The 17,098-nt window shown below is 51.4% G+C and carries 17 protein-coding genes; 8 read left to right on the top strand and 9 right to left on the bottom strand.

All coding sequences use genetic code 11. The features are described 5' to 3' along the window. The first annotated feature begins 13 nt into the window (after nucleotides 1–13). The 6 genes from rlpA (at nucleotide 14) to lipA (ending at nucleotide 6,017) form a co-directional block, all read left to right on the top strand. A complete protein-coding gene (gene rlpA, locus HV346_RS06055; protein ID WP_181622655.1) occupies nucleotides 14–1,132 on the top strand; it encodes an endolytic peptidoglycan transglycosylase RlpA in 1,119 nt (372 codons plus the stop codon). A gap of 139 nt (nucleotides 1,133–1,271) precedes the next feature. Then, nucleotides 1,272–2,483: a D-alanyl-D-alanine carboxypeptidase DacA gene (dacA, locus tag HV346_RS06050; RefSeq protein ID WP_181622654.1), complete on the top strand. Its 1,212-nt coding sequence runs from the start codon at nucleotides 1,272–1,274 to the stop codon at nucleotides 2,481–2,483. Nucleotides 2,484–2,589: 106 nt separating this feature from the next. Continuing rightward, nucleotides 2,590–2,853, top strand: coding sequence for a DUF493 family protein YbeD (ybeD, locus tag HV346_RS06045; protein WP_003022706.1), 264 nt, complete (start codon nucleotides 2,590–2,592; stop codon nucleotides 2,851–2,853). 94 nt (nucleotides 2,854–2,947) lie between these two features. Further along, complete coding sequence (gene lipB / locus HV346_RS06040; protein WP_181622653.1) at nucleotides 2,948–3,589, top strand: lipoyl(octanoyl) transferase LipB; 642 nt, start codon at nucleotides 2,948–2,950, stop codon at nucleotides 3,587–3,589. A gap of 301 nt (nucleotides 3,590–3,890) precedes the next feature. Then, entirely contained in the window at nucleotides 3,891–4,844 is a 954-nt protein-coding gene (locus tag HV346_RS06035; RefSeq protein ID WP_181622652.1) for a YbeF family transcriptional regulator, read from the top strand. A 207-nt stretch (nucleotides 4,845–5,051) separates the two neighbouring features. Beyond that, nucleotides 5,052–6,017: a lipoyl synthase gene (gene lipA / locus HV346_RS06030; RefSeq protein ID WP_181622651.1), complete on the top strand. Its 966-nt coding sequence runs from the start codon at nucleotides 5,052–5,054 to the stop codon at nucleotides 6,015–6,017. An 84-nt stretch (nucleotides 6,018–6,101) separates the two neighbouring features. Here the strand turns inward: lipA and tatE are convergent, their stop codons facing one another. Then, on the bottom strand, nucleotides 6,102–6,305 hold the full coding sequence (tatE, locus tag HV346_RS06025) for a twin-arginine translocase subunit TatE (RefSeq protein ID WP_014069320.1): 204 nt from the start codon (nucleotides 6,303–6,305) through the stop codon (nucleotides 6,102–6,104). Nucleotides 6,306–6,431: 126 nt separating this feature from the next. Then, nucleotides 6,432–7,220 (bottom strand): deaminated glutathione amidase, encoded by a 789-nt coding sequence (locus HV346_RS06020; protein ID WP_181622650.1) that lies wholly within the window; start codon nucleotides 7,218–7,220, stop codon nucleotides 6,432–6,434. A 67-nt stretch (nucleotides 7,221–7,287) separates the two neighbouring features. Here HV346_RS06020 and crcB point away from each other — a divergent pair, with 67 nt between their 5' ends. After that, nucleotides 7,288–7,671 carry a fluoride efflux transporter CrcB gene (gene crcB / locus HV346_RS06015; protein ID WP_181622649.1) on the top strand — a complete coding sequence of 128 codons (384 nt, stop codon included), beginning with the start codon at nucleotides 7,288–7,290 and terminating at the stop codon, nucleotides 7,669–7,671. Between the two features lie 219 nt (nucleotides 7,672–7,890). On the opposite strand, the gene cspE is transcribed toward crcB, so the two are convergent. From cspE to HV346_RS05980, 7 genes are all read right to left on the bottom strand, one after another. Beyond that, nucleotides 7,891–8,100, bottom strand: a complete 210-nt coding sequence (gene cspE, locus HV346_RS06010) for a transcription antiterminator/RNA stability regulator CspE (RefSeq protein WP_000034825.1) — start codon at nucleotides 8,098–8,100, stop codon at nucleotides 7,891–7,893. 189 nt (nucleotides 8,101–8,289) lie between these two features. Next, nucleotides 8,290–8,865 carry a lipid IV(A) palmitoyltransferase PagP gene (gene pagP / locus HV346_RS06005; protein ID WP_346010420.1) on the bottom strand — a complete coding sequence of 192 codons (576 nt, stop codon included), beginning with the start codon at nucleotides 8,863–8,865 and terminating at the stop codon, nucleotides 8,290–8,292. A 162-nt stretch (nucleotides 8,866–9,027) separates the two neighbouring features. Then, a complete protein-coding gene (locus tag HV346_RS06000; RefSeq protein ID WP_181622648.1) occupies nucleotides 9,028–12,144 on the bottom strand; it encodes an efflux RND transporter permease subunit in 3,117 nt (1,038 codons plus the stop codon). Continuing rightward, nucleotides 12,141–13,346 (bottom strand): efflux RND transporter periplasmic adaptor subunit, encoded by a 1,206-nt coding sequence (locus HV346_RS05995; RefSeq protein ID WP_181622647.1) that lies wholly within the window; start codon nucleotides 13,344–13,346, stop codon nucleotides 12,141–12,143. Before HV346_RS05995 ends, HV346_RS06000 begins: the two co-directional genes overlap by 4 nt. After that, entirely contained in the window at nucleotides 13,343–14,599 is a 1,257-nt protein-coding gene (locus HV346_RS05990) for a TolC family protein (RefSeq protein WP_181622646.1), read from the bottom strand. The genes HV346_RS05995 and HV346_RS05990 overlap by 4 nt, the downstream gene beginning before the upstream one ends. Nucleotides 14,600–14,610: 11 nt before the next feature. After that, nucleotides 14,611–14,925, bottom strand: a complete 315-nt coding sequence (locus HV346_RS05985) for a copper-binding protein (RefSeq protein WP_181622645.1) — start codon at nucleotides 14,923–14,925, stop codon at nucleotides 14,611–14,613. Nucleotides 14,926–14,979: 54 nt separating this feature from the next. After that, nucleotides 14,980–15,381 carry a hypothetical protein gene (locus tag HV346_RS05980; RefSeq protein ID WP_181622644.1) on the bottom strand — a complete coding sequence of 134 codons (402 nt, stop codon included), beginning with the start codon at nucleotides 15,379–15,381 and terminating at the stop codon, nucleotides 14,980–14,982. Nucleotides 15,382–15,724: 343 nt separating this feature from the next. Here HV346_RS05980 and dcuC point away from each other — a divergent pair, with 343 nt between their 5' ends. Then, nucleotides 15,725–17,098, top strand: coding sequence for an anaerobic C4-dicarboxylate transporter DcuC (gene dcuC, locus HV346_RS05975; RefSeq protein WP_181622643.1), 1,374 nt, complete (start codon nucleotides 15,725–15,727; stop codon nucleotides 17,096–17,098).

The raw sequence follows: 17,098 nt of genomic DNA, 5'->3' as shown, positions 1-17,098 counted from the left end.
TAAGGGGATCGCAATGCGTAAGCAGTGGCTGGGTATCTGCATCGCAGCAAGTTTGCTGGCAGCCTGTTCAAGTGATGATGGTCAGCAGCAGGCGACCATCGCGCCGCCGCAGCCTGCGGTCTGTAATGGCCCGATCGTTGAAATCAGCGGCGCTGACCCAACGTTTGAACCGCTGAATGCAACGGCGAATCAGGACTATCAGCGTGATGGCAAAAGCTACAAAATCGTTCAGGATCCATCCCGTTTCAGTCAGGCCGGTTTTGCCGCCATCTATGATGCGGAACCCGGTAGCAATCTAACGGCATCTGGCGAGGCGTTCGACCCTATGCAGATCACCGCCGCACACGCTACGCTGCCGATCCCAAGCTATGCCCGTGTCACTAACCTGGCAAACGGCCGTATGATCGTCGTGCGTATTAACGATCGCGGCCCTTATGGTAATGACCGTGTGATCTCGTTGTCGCGTGCAGCCGCTGACCGCCTGAATACCTCAAATAATACCAAAGTACGGATCGACCCTATCATTGTGGCCCAGGATGGTTCGCTGTCTGGCCCGGGTATGGCCTGTACGACCGTGGCAAAACAGACCTATGCCCTGCCCTCTCGCCCGGATTTAAGTGGCGGGATGGGAGCCGCCTCTTCACCAGCAGAGGCTGTTCAGCCTCAGGGTGAGGTGCGCGCTATCAGTAACGATACGTTGCAGAGCGACGACGCAACAGGTGCGCCGGTAAAAAGCAGTGGCTTTTTAGGTGCGCCAACCACCTTAGCGGCGGGCGTACTGGAAGGCAGCGAGCCCCCCCCAGCACCTGCTGTTACAACACCCGCGACACAGACTGCACCTGTGACTGCACCAGCAACCACGCAAAGCGCAGCAGTATCCGCTCCCGCTGCAACCAGTAGTGTCAATGGTGGCTTTGTTGTTCAGGTGGGTGCTGTTAGCGATCATACCCGTGCGCAGCAGTACCAACAGCAGTTGAGCCAGCGATTTGGGGTCCCAGGCCGCGTGGAGCAAAACGGTGCGGTATGGCGTATCCAGATGGGGCCATTCGCCAGCAAACCTCAAGCCACAGCGCTACAACAACGCCTGCAAAATGAAGCTCAACTGCAGTCATTTATTGCTGTTGCAAAGTAAATAATCGGCGGTATCCGAATTGTCAATTTGTGTAACCAACATTCACAAAGTCATGCCGAAAGTCGGATGCCTGCCTGTATAGCATTTGCTATAGTAAGGCACTTTTTTTAATTCCATCACGGATGTCGTAGTTCTGACCATGAAGACCACTTTTTCTGCTCGTTTTGTGCAGCGCATGGCGCTGACCACGGCCCTTTGCGCAGTTGCATTCTCTGCTGCTCACGCCGATGACCTGAATATCAAGACCATGATCCCTGGCGTTCCGCAAATCGACGCGGAGTCCTACGTCCTGATCGATTACAACTCTGGCAAAGTGTTGGCAGAACAGAATGCTGACGCCCGCCGTGATCCCGCCAGCCTGACTAAGATGATGACCAGTTATGTTATCGGCCAGGCAATGAAAGCAGGTAAATTTAAAGAAAGCGACCTGGTCACGATCGGTAATGATGCATGGGCTACCGGTAACCCGGTCTTTAAGGGTTCATCGCTGATGTTCCTGAAACCAGGCATGCAGGTTCCCGTTTCTCAGCTTATTCGTGGCATTAACCTGCAATCCGGTAACGACGCTTGCGTCGCCATGGCTGATTTCGCAGCGGGCAGCCAGGATGCATTCGTAGGCCTGATGAACAGCTATGTTACCGCCCTCGGTCTGAAGAATAGTCACTTCCAGACCGTTCACGGCCTCGATGCTGATGGGCAGTATAGCTCCGCACGCGATATGGCGCTGATTGGTCAAGCGCTGATCCGCGATGTGCCTAACGAATATTCTATCTACAAAGAAAAAGAGTTCACTTTCAACGGTATCCGCCAAACCAACCGTAATGGGTTGCTGTGGGATAACAGCCTGAATGTTGACGGTATTAAGACGGGTCACACGGACAAAGCAGGTTACAACCTGGTTGCGTCAGCGACGGAAGGTCAGATGCGTCTGATCTCAGCCGTTATGGGTGGTCGCACCTTTAAAGGTCGTGAAACTGAGAGTAAAAAACTGCTGACCTGGGGCTTCCGTTTCTTCGAAACCGTGAACCCACTGAAAGCCGGTAAAGAGTTTGCATCCGAGCCTGTGTGGTTTGGCGATAATGACCGTGCTTCGCTGGGCGTGGACAAGGATCTGTACCTGACTATCCCACGTGGCCGTATGAAAGATTTGAAGGCCAGCTACGTGCTGAACACAACTGAACTGCATGCACCACTGCAGAAAAATCAGGTTGTGGGTACGATTAACTTCCAGCTGGATGGTAAAACCATCGATCAACGCCCATTAGTGGTCCTGCAAGAAATCCCGGAAGGTAATTTCTTCGGCAAAATCATTGATTACATTAAATTGATGTTCCATCACTGGTTTGGCTAAAAATTGAACACTTGAAAGTGTGATTTTGATCCCCATATACTAAGTAACCTGATAACTCCCACACGCAGTGGGAGTTATTCTTTTTAGATGCAATGCCGGAGCTGACATGAAAACCAAACTTAACGAACTGCTTGAATTCCCTACGCCATTTACTTACAAAGTAATGGGGCAGGCGTTGCCTGAGCTGGTTGATCAGGTGGTTGAAGTGGTACAGCGCCATGCGCCAGGTGACTACTCTCCGACAGTGAAACCAAGCAGCAAAGGCAACTATCACTCTGTCTCAATCACTATCACCGCTACTCATATTGAGCAGGTTGAGACGCTGTACGAAGAACTTGGCAACATAGATATTGTTCGTATGGTACTGTAGTCCCTCTGCGGTTGCCCGGTTTGCCGGGTAACCCATCTCCTCGCTGTGATATACTCCTCGTCACCTTTTATACCTTCTCTTCGGAGACGTTGTTTTGTACCAGGATAAAATTCTTGTCCGCCATCTAGGGCTACAACCTTACGAGCCTGTCTCCCAGGCGATGCACGACTTTACTGACTCACGCGATGACACAACACCCGATGAGATCTGGCTGGTTGAACACCTGCCCGTGTTTACTCAGGGGCAAGCTGGCAAAGCTGAACATTTGTTGATGACGGGTGATATCCCGGTAATACAAAGCGATCGCGGCGGGCAAGTCACTTATCATGGTCCTGGTCAGCAGGTCATGTATGTATTGCTTAACCTTAAGCGCAGAAAACTGGGCGTACGTGAGTTGGTCACAGTCCTGGAACAGACCGTTGTTAACACACTTGCTGAATATGGTATTGATGCCCATCCACGTGCTGACGCACCCGGCGTCTACGTCGGTGAGATGAAGATCTGCTCACTGGGACTGCGTATCCGTAAAGGCTGCTCATTTCACGGACTTGCCCTGAATATAAATATGGATCTCGCCCCCTTTTTGCGCATCAATCCATGTGGCTATGCAGGAATGGAAATGACGCAAATGCGCCAGTGGGTCGAAACGGCTACTCCTGATATTATTCGTCCTGTGCTTTTGAACAACTTGTTAGCACTACTTAACAATCCTCCCCACGAATATATCCCTGCTTAATATATTATACATTATGGCTCGATTATTTGACGAGCCACCGCTTATTTACCGTTTTTACGCTTTACAATATTCCGCAGATTCTATATTTTCGAAGCGCCTAAACACGCCTGCATATTAGCGTTACATATTATTCATCCCCCTGACCGTGCTTCCTGCGGGACTCGTGTAACTTGCGTGATTATCACACAACTGTCTGTTTTTGATAAACAAGTGATACCTACAAAACACTTTACGAATATCTACAAGCACAATAAATAAATTCAACTATCATTCATATTGTGAATGAATACGGAGTGAAAGCGTGGAGTATAATAATTTACCAGCCAAACGCCTGAATGAACCTGGCGGCGAAGATAAGCCGCAAATTTTTCGGACTTTACGTAATATTGACCTCAATTTGCTGACTATTTTTGAGGCAGTATATGTCCATAAGGGTATCGTTAACGCTGCGAAAATTCTTAATCTCACGCCTTCTGCTATTAGTCAGTCAATTCAAAAATTGCGTGCCATATTTCCCGATCCGTTATTTATTCGTAAAGGCCAGGGCGTCACGCCTACTGCCTATGCGACCCACCTTCACGAGTACATTAGCCAGGGGCTAGAATCTATTCTGGGGGCTCTGGACTTAACCGGGAGTTACGACAAGCAAAGAACCATCACCATAGGAACATCGCCCTCTGTTGGTGTACTTGTTCTGCCAGCCATTTACCAGGCTGTGAAGCAGCATGCTCCTCAGCTGTTGCTTCGCAACATTCCCGTAAGCGATGCCGAAACGCAACTTGCACAATTCCAGACCGACCTGATTATCGATAGCAACCATTTTGGCGCCAGAGCATTAGGGCAAAATGTACTCTATGCAGACCACCTTTTGCTGGTGTGTCGTAAGCAGCACCCGGCTCTCAGTCAGCCTTTAACGGTGGATAATCTTCGCAGCTATGAACATTCATCTTTTATGGCCGAAGGGCAACGCCTGAACCCTCTTCGACAGCGAGTTGATGAAATCTTCCCTGAGCGTCAGGTTAGCTTCAGCAGTTACAATATGTTTACTATTGCGTCTATGATTGGTAGCAGTGACATGCTGTGTGTTATGCCATCGCGCTTGTACAATCTGCTTCGCCAGTGCTGGCCACTTGAAAGCATTCCTTTTGACCCGCTGAACACCGAATCTATTGAAATATCTCTTCATTACAACAAACTCAGCCTGCGCGATCCGGTCCTCGAAAACGTCATCAACATCATTCGCCAGGCCTTCTGACCTGGGTGTTCAACATAAGCCCCTGCCTTATGCAGGGCAAAAGGCACAAACCAACAACTATTTTACAAATTGGCGACCTGACAGGCTGCTTTATCGACCGTTTCAATGATATACTGCCTGTCGTTAGTTCAAAAATAGTTGATAAATACAACATTCCCTTGAATTGAAACGCTTTCCTTCGATATTCGCAACTGGAACACGCACGCTATGAGTAAACCCATTGTGATGGAACGCGGTGTTAAATACCGCGATGCCGATAAAATGGCCCTTATCCCGGTTAAAAACGTGGCTACAGAGCGCGAAGCGCTGTTAAGAAAACCGGAATGGATGAAAATCAAACTACCGGCAGACTCTTCGCGTATCCAGGGGATCAAAGCGGCGATGCGCAAAAATGGTCTTCATTCTGTCTGTGAAGAAGCCTCTTGCCCCAATCTTGCTGAATGTTTCAACCACGGCACAGCCACATTTATGATTTTGGGTGCAATCTGTACCCGTCGTTGTCCGTTCTGTGATGTTGCTCATGGCCGCCCTGTTGCGCCAGATGCTAACGAACCACAAAAACTGGCTCAAACTATTGCCGATATGGCACTGCGCTATGTGGTCATTACATCCGTTGACCGTGATGACCTGCGTGATGGCGGTGCTCAGCACTTCGCTGACTGCATCTCCGCCATTAGAGAAAAGAGCCCGAGCATTAAAATTGAAACGCTGGTTCCTGACTTCCGTGGCCGTATGGATCGTGCGCTGGAAATTCTGACTGCCACGCCGCCAGATGTGTTTAACCACAACCTGGAGAACGTGCCACGCATTTACCGTCAGGTTCGCCCTGGAGCTGATTATAACTGGTCACTTAAGCTGCTGGAGCGTTTTAAAGAAGCGCATCCGCATATCCCAACTAAATCAGGTTTGATGGTTGGGTTAGGTGAAACAAATGCCGAGATCGTAGAAGTCATGCGCGATCTGCGTCGTCATGGCGTAACGATGCTGACATTAGGTCAGTATCTGCAGCCGAGCCGCCATCACCTGCCTGTACAACGTTACGTCAGCCCGGATGAATTCGACGAAATGAAAGCCGAAGCAATGGCGATGGGCTTTACCCACGCAGCGTGCGGTCCATTTGTTCGTTCGTCATATCACGCTGACATGCAGGCGAAAGGCGAAGAAGTAAAATAACACGGTAATATTTATTTACAGTTCCGAGATAAAAAAACCGGCCATTTAAGCCGGTTTTTTTTCGCAAGCCCACAGGCAATGCTATTACTCTTTGTGAGAAAGCTTCTCAGCAGGGACATCATCTTCGGCGCTTTTCTTCGCTGCCGCGTCATCGTCATTCATCGCTTTTTTGAAGCCTTTAATTGCAGCACCCAGGTCGCCACCCAATGTGCGTAACTTCTTGGTACCAAACAGCAGGACAACCAGTGCGGCAACCACCAGCAGTTTGGTAATACTAATCTCACCCATAGATACCTTCTTCACATAAAACAGGCTGCATTCAGCACCCAAAACCTGATCTTATTAACGGTCATTTGACGCGCGCACACAATAGCAATCTGTAACAAGGTGAATCAAGCATTGTTGAAAAAAACATCACAATAATTGCGGTGGCGCAAACCGGCGATTACGAAGAACCGGTAACTGCTGGCGCGCCTGTGCAACCCGCTTCGTATCAATCTCAGCGAGCAACAGTGCAGGACCTTCAGCAGCAGCGGCTACGGTGACACCGAATGGATCCACAACCCGGCTTTGGCCGATATTTTTATTACCGCATTCTCCCGCAGCCACGACATAACACGTGGTATCAAGTGCGCGTGCAGCAAGCAAAGTTGCCCAGTGATGCTCCTTGAGCGGACCTTTAACCCATGCAGCAGGTAAAACCAGCACATCAGCACCTTTTAAGGCTAAATTCAGTGCCAGCTCAGGGAAACGTACATCATAGCAAGTCATCAACCCAATACGGACACCTGCGACATCGATCAATTCCGGAACCCGCTTTCCCGGATCGACCAATCTTGATTCCTGAAGATTGAAGGCATCATAGAGATGCAACTTGGCGTATTGCGCGATAACGACACCATCACGTATTGCCACCAGCGTATTGACCGCACGTCCCGGCGCAGAAGGAATATGGATAGTCAGGATGGTCGTCATGGTTTTGCCGGTACTGGCCTCCAGCAGTGATTGTAAAAACCCCCCTTCCAGAGGCTGAGCCGACTTTACTGATAAATCTGGGTCATCGTCAGCTCGTGCCAGCAGAGCTTCGGGCAGCACCAGCATAGAGGCCCCTTTTCGCCACGCTTGTGCCATCAAATCGATGCATATCTGCGCGTTCTCTTCCCAGACAGGAGTCACCGCAAACTGCCCTACCGCAACATACATATTTGTCCCCTCAGCGAAAACAGCGTTACACTCGATGTCCTTACACATCAAATAGCAGGTATTTACAGTGTTTCAACTACTTTTAGCCGTTTTTATTGGTGGTGGCACGGGTAGCGTTGCGCGGTGGTTCTTAAGCATGCGGTTTAATCCCATGCATCAGGCGATTCCAATGGGGACTCTGGCGGCAAACCTTATTGGTGCATTTATTATTGGTATGGGGCTCGCCTGGTTTAACCGGATGACAAATATCGATCCGGTATGGAAGTTGCTGCTCACAACCGGCTTCTGCGGCGGCCTGACGACTTTCTCGACATTCTCGGCGGAAGTGGTGTTCCTTTTTCAGGAAGGCCGCGTGACATGGGCACTAACCAACATTGCCATCAATCTGTTCGGCTCATTTGCGATGACGGCGATCGCATTTTGGCTTTTTTCTTCTGCCAGCCCACAATAACAACAAAACGTTAATGTTGGCTTAATTTTTCTCTGTCACTCTGGCTGCAAGACTGAATGAGGGTGATGGTATGAAAGAGAGTTTGATGAGTGCGGGGATGGTGTTGCTGAGCGTTCTTATCATAGCCAGTTTTCTGAAAATGTATCTGATTGGCTGATTTATAACGAAAAAAAACCCGCTCAATGAGCGGGTTTTGAAATTCTTGCTGACACGTCTGAATTACAGAGCGATTACGTTAGCAGCAGAAGGGCCTTTGGCACCGTTAGTGATTTCAAACTCAACACGCTGACCTTCAGCCAGGGTTTTGAAACCATTAGTCTGGATTGCAGAGAAGTGTACGAACACGTCTTTGCTGCCATCTTCCGGAGTAATGAAACCGAATCCTTTGGACTCATTAAACCACTTAACGTTACCTTTAATCTTAGACATCAAAATTACCTTTACATGAAAAAACGACACAAATGCTGTGTCGGTATCAGTACAACAATTGTGGGACGTTTTGTCCAGTGGATCTTTGATAAAAAGTGACAAAAGTCGCGTTAATTTTTCTTGCTGGCTTTTTATCCTTTTGGATTCAAAGCCAGTCTCTTTTTCCGCCAGAACACCGCATTTTTTCAGTTAAAACTGGAACCGCATCCAGGCAAAGTAAACGTTTCCGTTATTGTATGTCCCCGGAATGTACGTCATCTGGAATGTTGCCGGGCCATAACCAACAGAAGCCAACGGCAACAGGACCGGAATAGGGATATATTTCCAGTTATCTCGAGCGGTAAAACCCGCAGTATACCCCAGGCCCAGGCGGAAGTTGTCATCAGCCAGTGGACGCCAGGTTTTCTCCCAGCCGTAACCGCCGATCGGCTCCCACTTGTTGAAAGAGTCTTTAAACGCCATCAGATACAAGCCGTGCCAGTTGCCCTGCTCATCCCACCGGGACTGACCAAAACCAGCCCCCCATGGATGTTCGTTGTATTTATCTGTTTTTTCTTTGTCGTAAGCAAAACGTGCGTGCCACGTTATTGCCGGAATATAGAGATCGTAATGCTCTGGCTCCTTCCAGGTTTGCGCAACGTTATCCGTAAAGGTTGAGAACCACCCTTTGTCCGTCGCGTTTTCGCCTGCCGTTGCCACAGAGGAAAACGTTAACTGCCCAAAAATAAACAATAAAATCAGGAAAAATTTATTTCGTACGATCACAATGCAATTACCATTTTTAGTATTCGAGGCAAAGTTTACCACAGAATAGTTGAATGGATACTTAACAGCATCGCCGTCATTCCTAATTAACCACGATAAATCTGGGAATATTCTGAGAAATGAATACCTGCATGCCAAAATAATAGCATGCAGGATGTACCTTTAACGCTGATGTAACAACTTATAGAGTGCAGGAATAACCAGCATGGACAACAACGGCGCAGTCACCATGCCTCCGATCATAGGTGCAGCAATGCGTTGCATCACCTCTGATCCACTGCCGCCTCCCCACATAATGGGCAACAATCCTGCCATGATGGTCGCAACGGTCATCACTTTCGGCCTGACTCTCAGCACCGCGCCTTCGTGGATAGCCCGCATCAGCATCGCATTTCCTCCCTCAGGTTCGCGGCTATGATATTTATCCAGAGCATGATTTAAATAGAGAACCATTATTACGCCAAACTCGGCGGCGACACCGGAGAGGGCTATAAAGCCAACCGCCCCCGCCACGGAAAGGTTATATTCAAGCAACCATAGCAACCATACTCCACCAATAAGCGCGAAGGGTAATGTCCCCATTATTATCAGGACATCTGAAATACGTTTAAAGGTGAGCCATAGAAGTATAAATATAATCATTAGCGTTACCGGCAGGACTATTTGCAGCTTAGCCGTTGCACGCTCAAGATATTCAAATTGCCCTGACCAGGAGAGGGAAACCCCTTGCGGCAACACCACATGCTCCGCCACTCGCTTCTGCATCTCATCAACGGCAGACTTCAAATCTCGCCCACGCAGGTCGACATAAATCCAGTTTGAAAGCCGCGCGTTCTCGCTTTTAAGCATCGGCGGCCCCTCGGTCACAACAATATCCGCCAACTCGCCCAGCGCCACCTGGCTACCATTCGCGGTCACCACCGGCAGTACCCGTAACTTATCGATATTATCGCGCAAATCACGTGGGTAACGCAGGTTGACAGGGTAGCGCTCCCGCCCCTGAATCACCTCGCCGATGTTATCGCCTCCCACCAGCGTAGAGACCATACTTTGCAGTTCGTCGACCGAAACGCCATAACGCGCCGCTTTCTGCCTGTCGATACGAATATCCACATAGCGGCCACCCGCCAGCCGCTCTGCAAGTGCTGATGTTACCCCTGGGACCTGTTTCACCACATGCTCAATTTGCTGTGCAACACGCTCAATGTCAGCAATATTATTGCCGTTCACCTTAATCCCTACCGGGCTTTTTATCCCCGTCGCCAGCATATCCAGCCGGTTACGGATCGGCGGAACCCACACGTTGGCAATCCCCGGAACTGACACCGTTTTATCCAGCTCTTCCACCAGTTTTTGCGTCGTCATGCCAGGCCGCCACTGGTCACGCGGTTTAAAGTGAATCGTCGTCTCCAGCATCGTGAGCGGCGCAGGATCGGTCGCCGTGTCTGCCCTTCCCACTTTACCAAACACACTCGCCACTTCTGGTACGCTTTTGATCAACCGATCTGTCTGCTGGAGTAGTCTTGATGCTTCACGGGCGGAAATCCCCGGCAGCGTTGATGGCATATACAGTAAATCGCCCTCATCCAGCGGCGGCATAAACTCACTGCCCAGGCGGCTTAATGGCCAGAACGTAACGAGCAGTAACACAAATGCAAGCGCCAGCGTGGTTTTTGGGAAAGAAAGCACCCGATCCAGAATCGGCTCATACAGACGGATCAACACCCGATTAACAGGATTTGCCTTTTCATCCGGAATGTTCCCGCGAATAAAATATCCCATCAAAACCGGAACCAAAGTAATCCCCAGCCCCGCTGCCACCGCCATTGACCAGGTTTTGGTAAACGCCAGCGGCGAGAACATGCGCCCTTCCTGCGCCTCAAGGGAAAACACAGGAATGAACGACAGCGTAATAATCAGCAGGCTGCAAAAAAGTGCAGGCCCCACTTCCACTGCCGCGCGTTCAGCCAGATGCCAGTAATCCGCTGACGATGGCGTTTTATCGGGATGATCATGCCGCCACTGCTCCAGTACCTTATGCATATTTTCAATCATCACAATCGCGGCATCCACCATTGCCCCAATGGCAATCGCGATTCCGCCAAGCGACATGATGTTGGCGTTGATGCCCTGATAATGCATCACCACAAACGCTCCCAAAATCCCGAGTGGGAGCGAAACAATGGCCACCAGTGCAGAACGGAAGTGGAACAAGAAAAGCGCACAAACCACGACGACGACAGCAAACTCCTCCAGGAGTTTATGGGTCAGCGTCTTGACCGACTCTTCGATGAGCGTTGAGCGATCATAGACCGGGACAATCTCCACCCCTTGCGGCAAGGCTTTTTGCAGTTCGCGCAGCTTATCTTTCACGGCATGGATCGTCTCCAGCGCATTCTGCCCGTAGCGCATCACCACGACACCGCCTGCCACTTCACCCTCGCCATTCAGCTCAGCCACACCGCGACGGATTTCAGGACCAAAGCCGATGGTCGCCACATCTTTTAAGAGAATCGGCACACCATCACGGCTGGTGATCACCACATTGCGGAAATCGTCCAGTGAACGTAAATAGCCGGTGGTGCGCACCATATACTCCGCTTCGCCCATTTCCAGCAATGCACCGCCACTCTCCTTATTGGCCGCCTGAACGGCACTGGATAACTGGCTATGGGTTATATTCAGTGCGCGCATCTTCGCAGGGTCCGCCACAATCTGGTACTGACGAACCATTCCGCCAACGCTGGCCACTTCCGAAACGTTGGGAACCGTCTTCAGTTCAAACTTCAGCGTCCAGTCCTGCAACGCCCGTAAATCTGCCAGGCTATGTTTGCCGCTTCGGTCGATCAACGCATATTCGTAGATCCAGCCGACGCCCGTGGCGTCCGGCCCCAGCGACACTTTTACACCCGCCGGAAATTGCGACTGCACCTGGCTTAAATACTCCAATACTCTGGCGCGCGCCCAGTAGAGATCTGTGCCATCTTCAAACAGCACATAGACATAGGCATCACCAAACATCGAAAAGCCACGTACCGTTTTGGCGCCAGGAACAGAGAGCATCGAGGTGGTGAGCGGCCAGGTTACTTGATCTTCAATCACCTGTGGCGCTTTGCCTGGGTAGCTCGCTTTGACGATAACCTGCACGTCCGATAAGTCCGGCAGTGCGTCCAGTGGAGCACGCTGTACTGCCCACATCCCCCAGCCCGCCATAACGACTGCGGCGAGGATCACCAGCAGCCGGTTACGTAATGAGGCCCGAATAATCGCCGCAATCATTGCGCCACCTCCGGTATCACGCTACGGAGGCTGGCCTCAGAGTCAATCAGGAACTGCCCAGAGGTAACCACGCTATCCCCCACGTTTAACCCCGAGCGAATTTCCGTCCATCCCTGAGCCGTGATCCCCGTAGTCACCTCTATGGGTCGGAAGTAGCCATCCCCCGTGGCAAGCAACAACCGGGTTGACTCACCACTGTTAATGACCGCCTCTTCCGGCACAGCCAGCACCGGAGCGTGCTGCACCACCTCACTTCGTGACACGTTGAGATACATGCCCGGTTTGAGCTTCTGCCCGGAATTATCCAGCACGATACGGGCTTTCAGTGTTCGCGTGGTGGTTTCCATCTGCGGCAGCAATTCACTGACCGTGCCGTGGAATTGCTCTCCCGGCCAGCTCTCCGTTGTCGCCACCATTTTGCTGCCCACGGTAAGGGACTGCGCCTGCGTTTGCGGGTAGTCGATCACCAGCCATACCGGATCGCGCTGAGCTATCTCAAAAAGCGGTGTCATGGCGGCAATTTGTGCGCCTTCCCGCACATCGAGTTTCACGACATAACCCGCTTTTGTTGCCCGAAGGGTTAGCGTGGTCTGGGGTTTTCCACTTCGTTCCAGCGCGCGAATCACCTCTTCAGGCATAAACTGCAATGCCAGTCGTTCGCGGGCTGCACGAGTCAGACCAGGGTCACCAAGCTTGCGCACGGCCAGATATTCCTGCTGCGCAGTCGTCCATTGCGGAAGCCAGAGCTGCGCCAAAGGTTCACCCGCTTTCACCTGTTGCTGCGGCGCACTGACAAACAACCGTGACACCACACCGTTTGCTGGTGCAGACACCACCGTCACACTGCGTTCATCGGTTGTTACTGTGGCAAACGCCGAGAAGGGTGAAACTAACTGCCGCATTTGTGCGTTGGCCGTTTTCATGCCGAGGTTTTGTTGCTGCTGCGTGCTAATTCCCACACGGGCAGCCCCTTTCTCCTCATCGGCATAGCGTGGAACCAGCTCCATATCCATAAAAGGTGATTTACCGGGTTTATCAAAACGCTGGCCAGGCATCATCGGGTCGTACCAGTAAAGCACTTTGCGCTCAGCGGATTGAGAAGACGTCGCTGGTTGATGAGTCTGCTTTTGCCCTGCGTAGTAACCGCCACTGGCCGCCAGCAGGACAGCGATCGCGATCGCCGTTAAGGTTGTTTTTTTCATCGAGCCAGCTCCTGCGGGATCAGCCATTGGATCGCGGCCCAGGTTCGCGCCATTTCGCGCTCAGCCTGATTGGCCGCCAGTTCGGTATCCAGCACGCTGCGGCGTGCCTCCAGCAGCCCCGGAAGATCGGTCTGTCCCGAGCGATACTGCGCCGTCATCACATCCAGACGCTGGCGCTGTAACGGCAATACCTCCTGGCGTTGTCTCTGCCACAGCGTTTGCGCCGCCTGGTACTGCGCAACCAGTGACTGAACCTGCGCAACGTGCTCACGTTTGATCAGCGTGAGCTGGTCGACGGCCTGCATTGAGCGGGAAACATCTGCGGCATAATCTTTATCCTGGCGTTTAGACTGGAAAATAGGCAGGTCAACGCTGAACATCACCCCCGCCATATCGTCATATCCTTCAGCCCGGTGAGCGTAGAACACCTCAACGTCGACATCAGGAATAGCGGCAACTGCGGACTGAGCAGAACGGGCTTTCGCGGTTTCCGCCTCGCGCCGGGCAGCTTCGACTTCCGGATGCTGAATGATGGCCTCCTCAAGCATTTTTTCATCCGCAGGCAAACGCTGATAGCGTGGGAGAGGTCCGCTCACCGCTGAGATTGATTGCCCCGTCAGTTGCAACAAACGACTTTGCGCCAGTTGAACATCACGAAGGGCAAGCGTCTCTTTATCGCGCATGGCGCTCAGTGTCATCTGCAATGCCAGAACACTATCAGGGGTTGAACTTCCTGCCCCTACGCTGGCTTTTTGCACACCTCCCTGGCGCTCTGTCTCGCTCACCACCGCTTTAGCCATTTTCAGCCCCTGCTGCGCCAGAGCCAGATCCAGCCATGCCTGTGCGGTATCACGTTGAAGGGCCGCACGAATGGCTTCAGATTTTGCCAGGACGCCCCTGGCCTGCGCCTGAAATGTTTGCGCCTTACGCTCCCGCTTTTCCGAACTGACGTAGCTTTGCATGATGCCTATTTTTTGCATCGTCATGCCTTCACGCGTCAGTCTGCGGTCGTTACTGCCCTGTACGGGGACGTTTTCAATACCAAATTTCAGTTTGGGATCGGGAAGCTGGGTGGCAGAATCGGCCATTGCATCCAGCGCCTGTGCTTCGTTACGACTGGCAGATAGTTCAGCAGAATAACGCTGGGCTTCGGTCAGGGTTTGTTCGAGCGTCCACGGCTCCGCCTGTACGGCAGAGCTCAGCAGCCCGAACAACACCCCACCGAGCCACAGGCTCAGTGTGTGTTGTTTCATGGAAACCTCGCTTAGCGCAGTGGCGTCAGCGAGACGATGTGAAAACCGTCACCCGACCGTTCAAGCGTGAAGGTCACCTTGTCTCCCGGTTTTGCGCCATTCAGCGCCGCATTCGCAGACAAGGTAAAAGGCATCGTCATGGCCGGCCATTTCAGTTCTGGAATGGCATCGTGCTGGAGCATGACAGACTGTTCGGAAAGAGACTGAACAACGCCTTGTCCCTGCCAACGCTGGACAGACGGTACGGATACCTCGTTTGCCTGAGCGGCAAGAGGTGAAAAGGACAGCGATGCGCCAAGCAGCGCGGAAAAGAATAATGCACGCATGATAAAGCTCCTGTTAAACGTAAATTAAAATAAATTCAACGAATTAACAGGTTTTTACTCTCTAAACCGGCAAAAACGGATCGTTGCCGGCGGCCCTGCTGCGGGAGGGGTAACAGACCATACTGAATGACGAACTGAGGTGCATTCTGGCGTATTGAGGGAAAGGCTCATCGCCGCAGGAAGTGCGACCAGATGCGGCTGTGCCGGATCTTTTTGTGCCTGCTCTGGCACGCAATGTTTTTCACACAGCGCGGAGGCATCGACAGCGTTATGAGGGCTGGGTTTTGCCACCATATCCATATGCTGGATAGCGGCGACGTCTCCCCGAAGGTTCATTGAGCAATCGTGAGAAGCGACAGCAACCTGGCTCTGGATCAACAACCAGCCAAACGCAATCAAAAACATCAGCAGATGTTTTTTGAGAAAGCGCAGACGATAGGTCCAGTTGGCGTGCATATCAGCGTCATCAGAGTGAACGAAAGTGGCTCGAGTATAGGCAGGGAGTGAAATGAATGAAAAGTGCTTTTAAATAGTTTTACTTTCTTAATCAATTGCCTGATGAAACACACCCAACTATCTAACATTTCAGTTTCAATTTAATGACATACAATCATGATTAAGATGGTCAATCGCGTCATGACATAAATGACGCAGCAATGGCAAAATATCGTCGATATCTTCTTTAGTAGTCTGTTTATTGATTTTAATCAGCAATGACAGACCATTATTTCGGCACATTTCTTCCTTCTTTTTTTATTGACTATTTGTGCTCTCGGGCAGCAAGGATACAGGGGAAACCATGCTTACGTTTATCGAGCTCCTTATCGGAGTCGTCGTCATCGTCGGTGTCGCGCGCTACATCATCAAAGGCTACTCAGCAACCGGCGTCTTATTCGTTGGCGGTCTGACGCTACTCATAATCAGCGCATTGATGGGTCATAAGGTCTTACCGGCCAGTGAGACCACGACGGGGTACACCGCAACCGACATCGTGGAATACATCAAGATCCTGCTGATGAGCCGCGGCGGTGATCTCGGCATGATGATCATGATGCTGTGTGGTTTTGCCGCCTACATGACCCATATCGGTGCAAATGATATGGTCGTAAAGCTCGCCTCTAAACCACTGCAGTACATTAACTCTCCTTACCTGCTGATGATTGCGGCTTATTTCGTTGCCTGCCTGATGTCACTAGCCGTCTCCTCCGCGACGGGGCTTGGCGTATTGTTAATGGCGACCCTGTTCCCGGTGATGGTCAACGTAGGAATTAGCCGTGGTGCAGCCGCCGCCATTTGTGCCTCTCCGGCAGCCATTATTCTTTCGCCAACATCAGGCGACGTGGTCCTCGCCGCTAAAGCCGCTGAAATGTCGCTGATCGACTTTGCCTTTAAAACCACGCTGCCAATTTCCATTGCCGCCATTATCGGCATGGCAGTTGCGCACTTTTTCTGGCAGCGCTATCTCGACAAAAAAGAGAACATCAGCCACGAGATGCTGGATGTGAGCGAAATCACCACCACTGCACCGTCGTTCTACGCCATCCTGCCCTTTACTCCGATCATCGGGGTGCTGATTTTTGACGGGAAATGGGGCCCTCAGCTACATATCATCACCATTCTGGTCATCTGTATGCTGCTGGCTGCGGTTCTGGAATTCGTGCGTGGCTTTAATACACAGAAGGTTTTCTCGGGTCTGGAAGTGGCCTATCGTGGTATGGCGGACGCCTTTGCGGGCGTGGTCATGCTGCTGGTCGCCGCGGGCGTCTTTGCTCAGGGGCTTAGCACAATTGGCTTTATCCAGAGTCTGATCTCCATCGCCACGTCGTTTGGTTCAGCCAGTATCATCCTGATGCTGGTGCTGGTCATTCTGACCATGCTAGCGGCAATGACGACCGGCTCCGGTAACGCCCCGTTCTACGCCTTTGTCGAAATGATCCCTAAACTGGCGCACTCTTCCGGCATTAACCCGGCTTATCTCTCTATCCCGATGTTGCAGGCGTCAAACCTGGGACGCACCATTTCCCCGGTTTCCGGCGTAGTGGTAGCCGTTGCCGGGATGGCAAAAATCTCGCCATTTGAAGTGGTAAAACGCACATCGGTTCCGGTCCTTGTTGGTCTGATCATCGTGATCATCGCGACTGAAATTCTGGTTCCAGGAACTGCCGTCAGCTAA

This window comes from Enterobacter sp. RHBSTW-00994, from assembly GCF_013782625.1.
Lineage (GTDB): Bacteria > Pseudomonadota > Gammaproteobacteria > Enterobacterales > Enterobacteriaceae > Enterobacter.
Note: the sequence above shows the minus strand (reverse complement) of the source record. Positions and strands in the feature narration are given on the sequence as shown.

Bases quoted from the DNA above. Each gene is read 5' to 3' on its own strand.
- dcuC (WP_181622643.1), top strand. From the start codon at position 15,725: ATGCTTACGTTTATCGAGCTCCTTATCGGAGTCGTCGTCATCGTCGGT.
- cspE (WP_000034825.1), bottom strand. From the start codon at position 8,100: ATGTCTAAGATTAAAGGTAACGTTAAGTGGTTTAATGAGTCCAAAGGA.
- HV346_RS05980 (WP_181622644.1), bottom strand. From the start codon at position 15,381: ATGCACGCCAACTGGACCTATCGTCTGCGCTTTCTCAAAAAACATCTG.
- HV346_RS06020 (WP_181622650.1), bottom strand. From the start codon at position 7,220: ATGTATGTTGCGGTAGGGCAGTTTGCGGTGACTCCTGTCTGGGAAGAG.
- HV346_RS06000 (WP_181622648.1), bottom strand. From the start codon at position 12,144: ATGATTGCGGCGATTATTCGGGCCTCATTACGTAACCGGCTGCTGGTG.
- lipA (WP_181622651.1), top strand. From the start codon at position 5,052: ATGAGTAAACCCATTGTGATGGAACGCGGTGTTAAATACCGCGATGCC.
- HV346_RS05985 (WP_181622645.1), bottom strand. From the start codon at position 14,925: ATGCGTGCATTATTCTTTTCCGCGCTGCTTGGCGCATCGCTGTCCTTT.
- HV346_RS05990 (WP_181622646.1), bottom strand. From the start codon at position 14,599: ATGAAACAACACACACTGAGCCTGTGGCTCGGTGGGGTGTTGTTCGGG.
- dacA (WP_181622654.1), top strand. From the start codon at position 1,272: ATGAAGACCACTTTTTCTGCTCGTTTTGTGCAGCGCATGGCGCTGACC.
- ybeD (WP_003022706.1), top strand. From the start codon at position 2,590: ATGAAAACCAAACTTAACGAACTGCTTGAATTCCCTACGCCATTTACT.
- rlpA (WP_181622655.1), top strand. From the start codon at position 14: ATGCGTAAGCAGTGGCTGGGTATCTGCATCGCAGCAAGTTTGCTGGCA.
- tatE (WP_014069320.1), bottom strand. From the start codon at position 6,305: ATGGGTGAGATTAGTATTACCAAACTGCTGGTGGTTGCCGCACTGGTT.
- HV346_RS05995 (WP_181622647.1), bottom strand. From the start codon at position 13,346: ATGAAAAAAACAACCTTAACGGCGATCGCGATCGCTGTCCTGCTGGCG.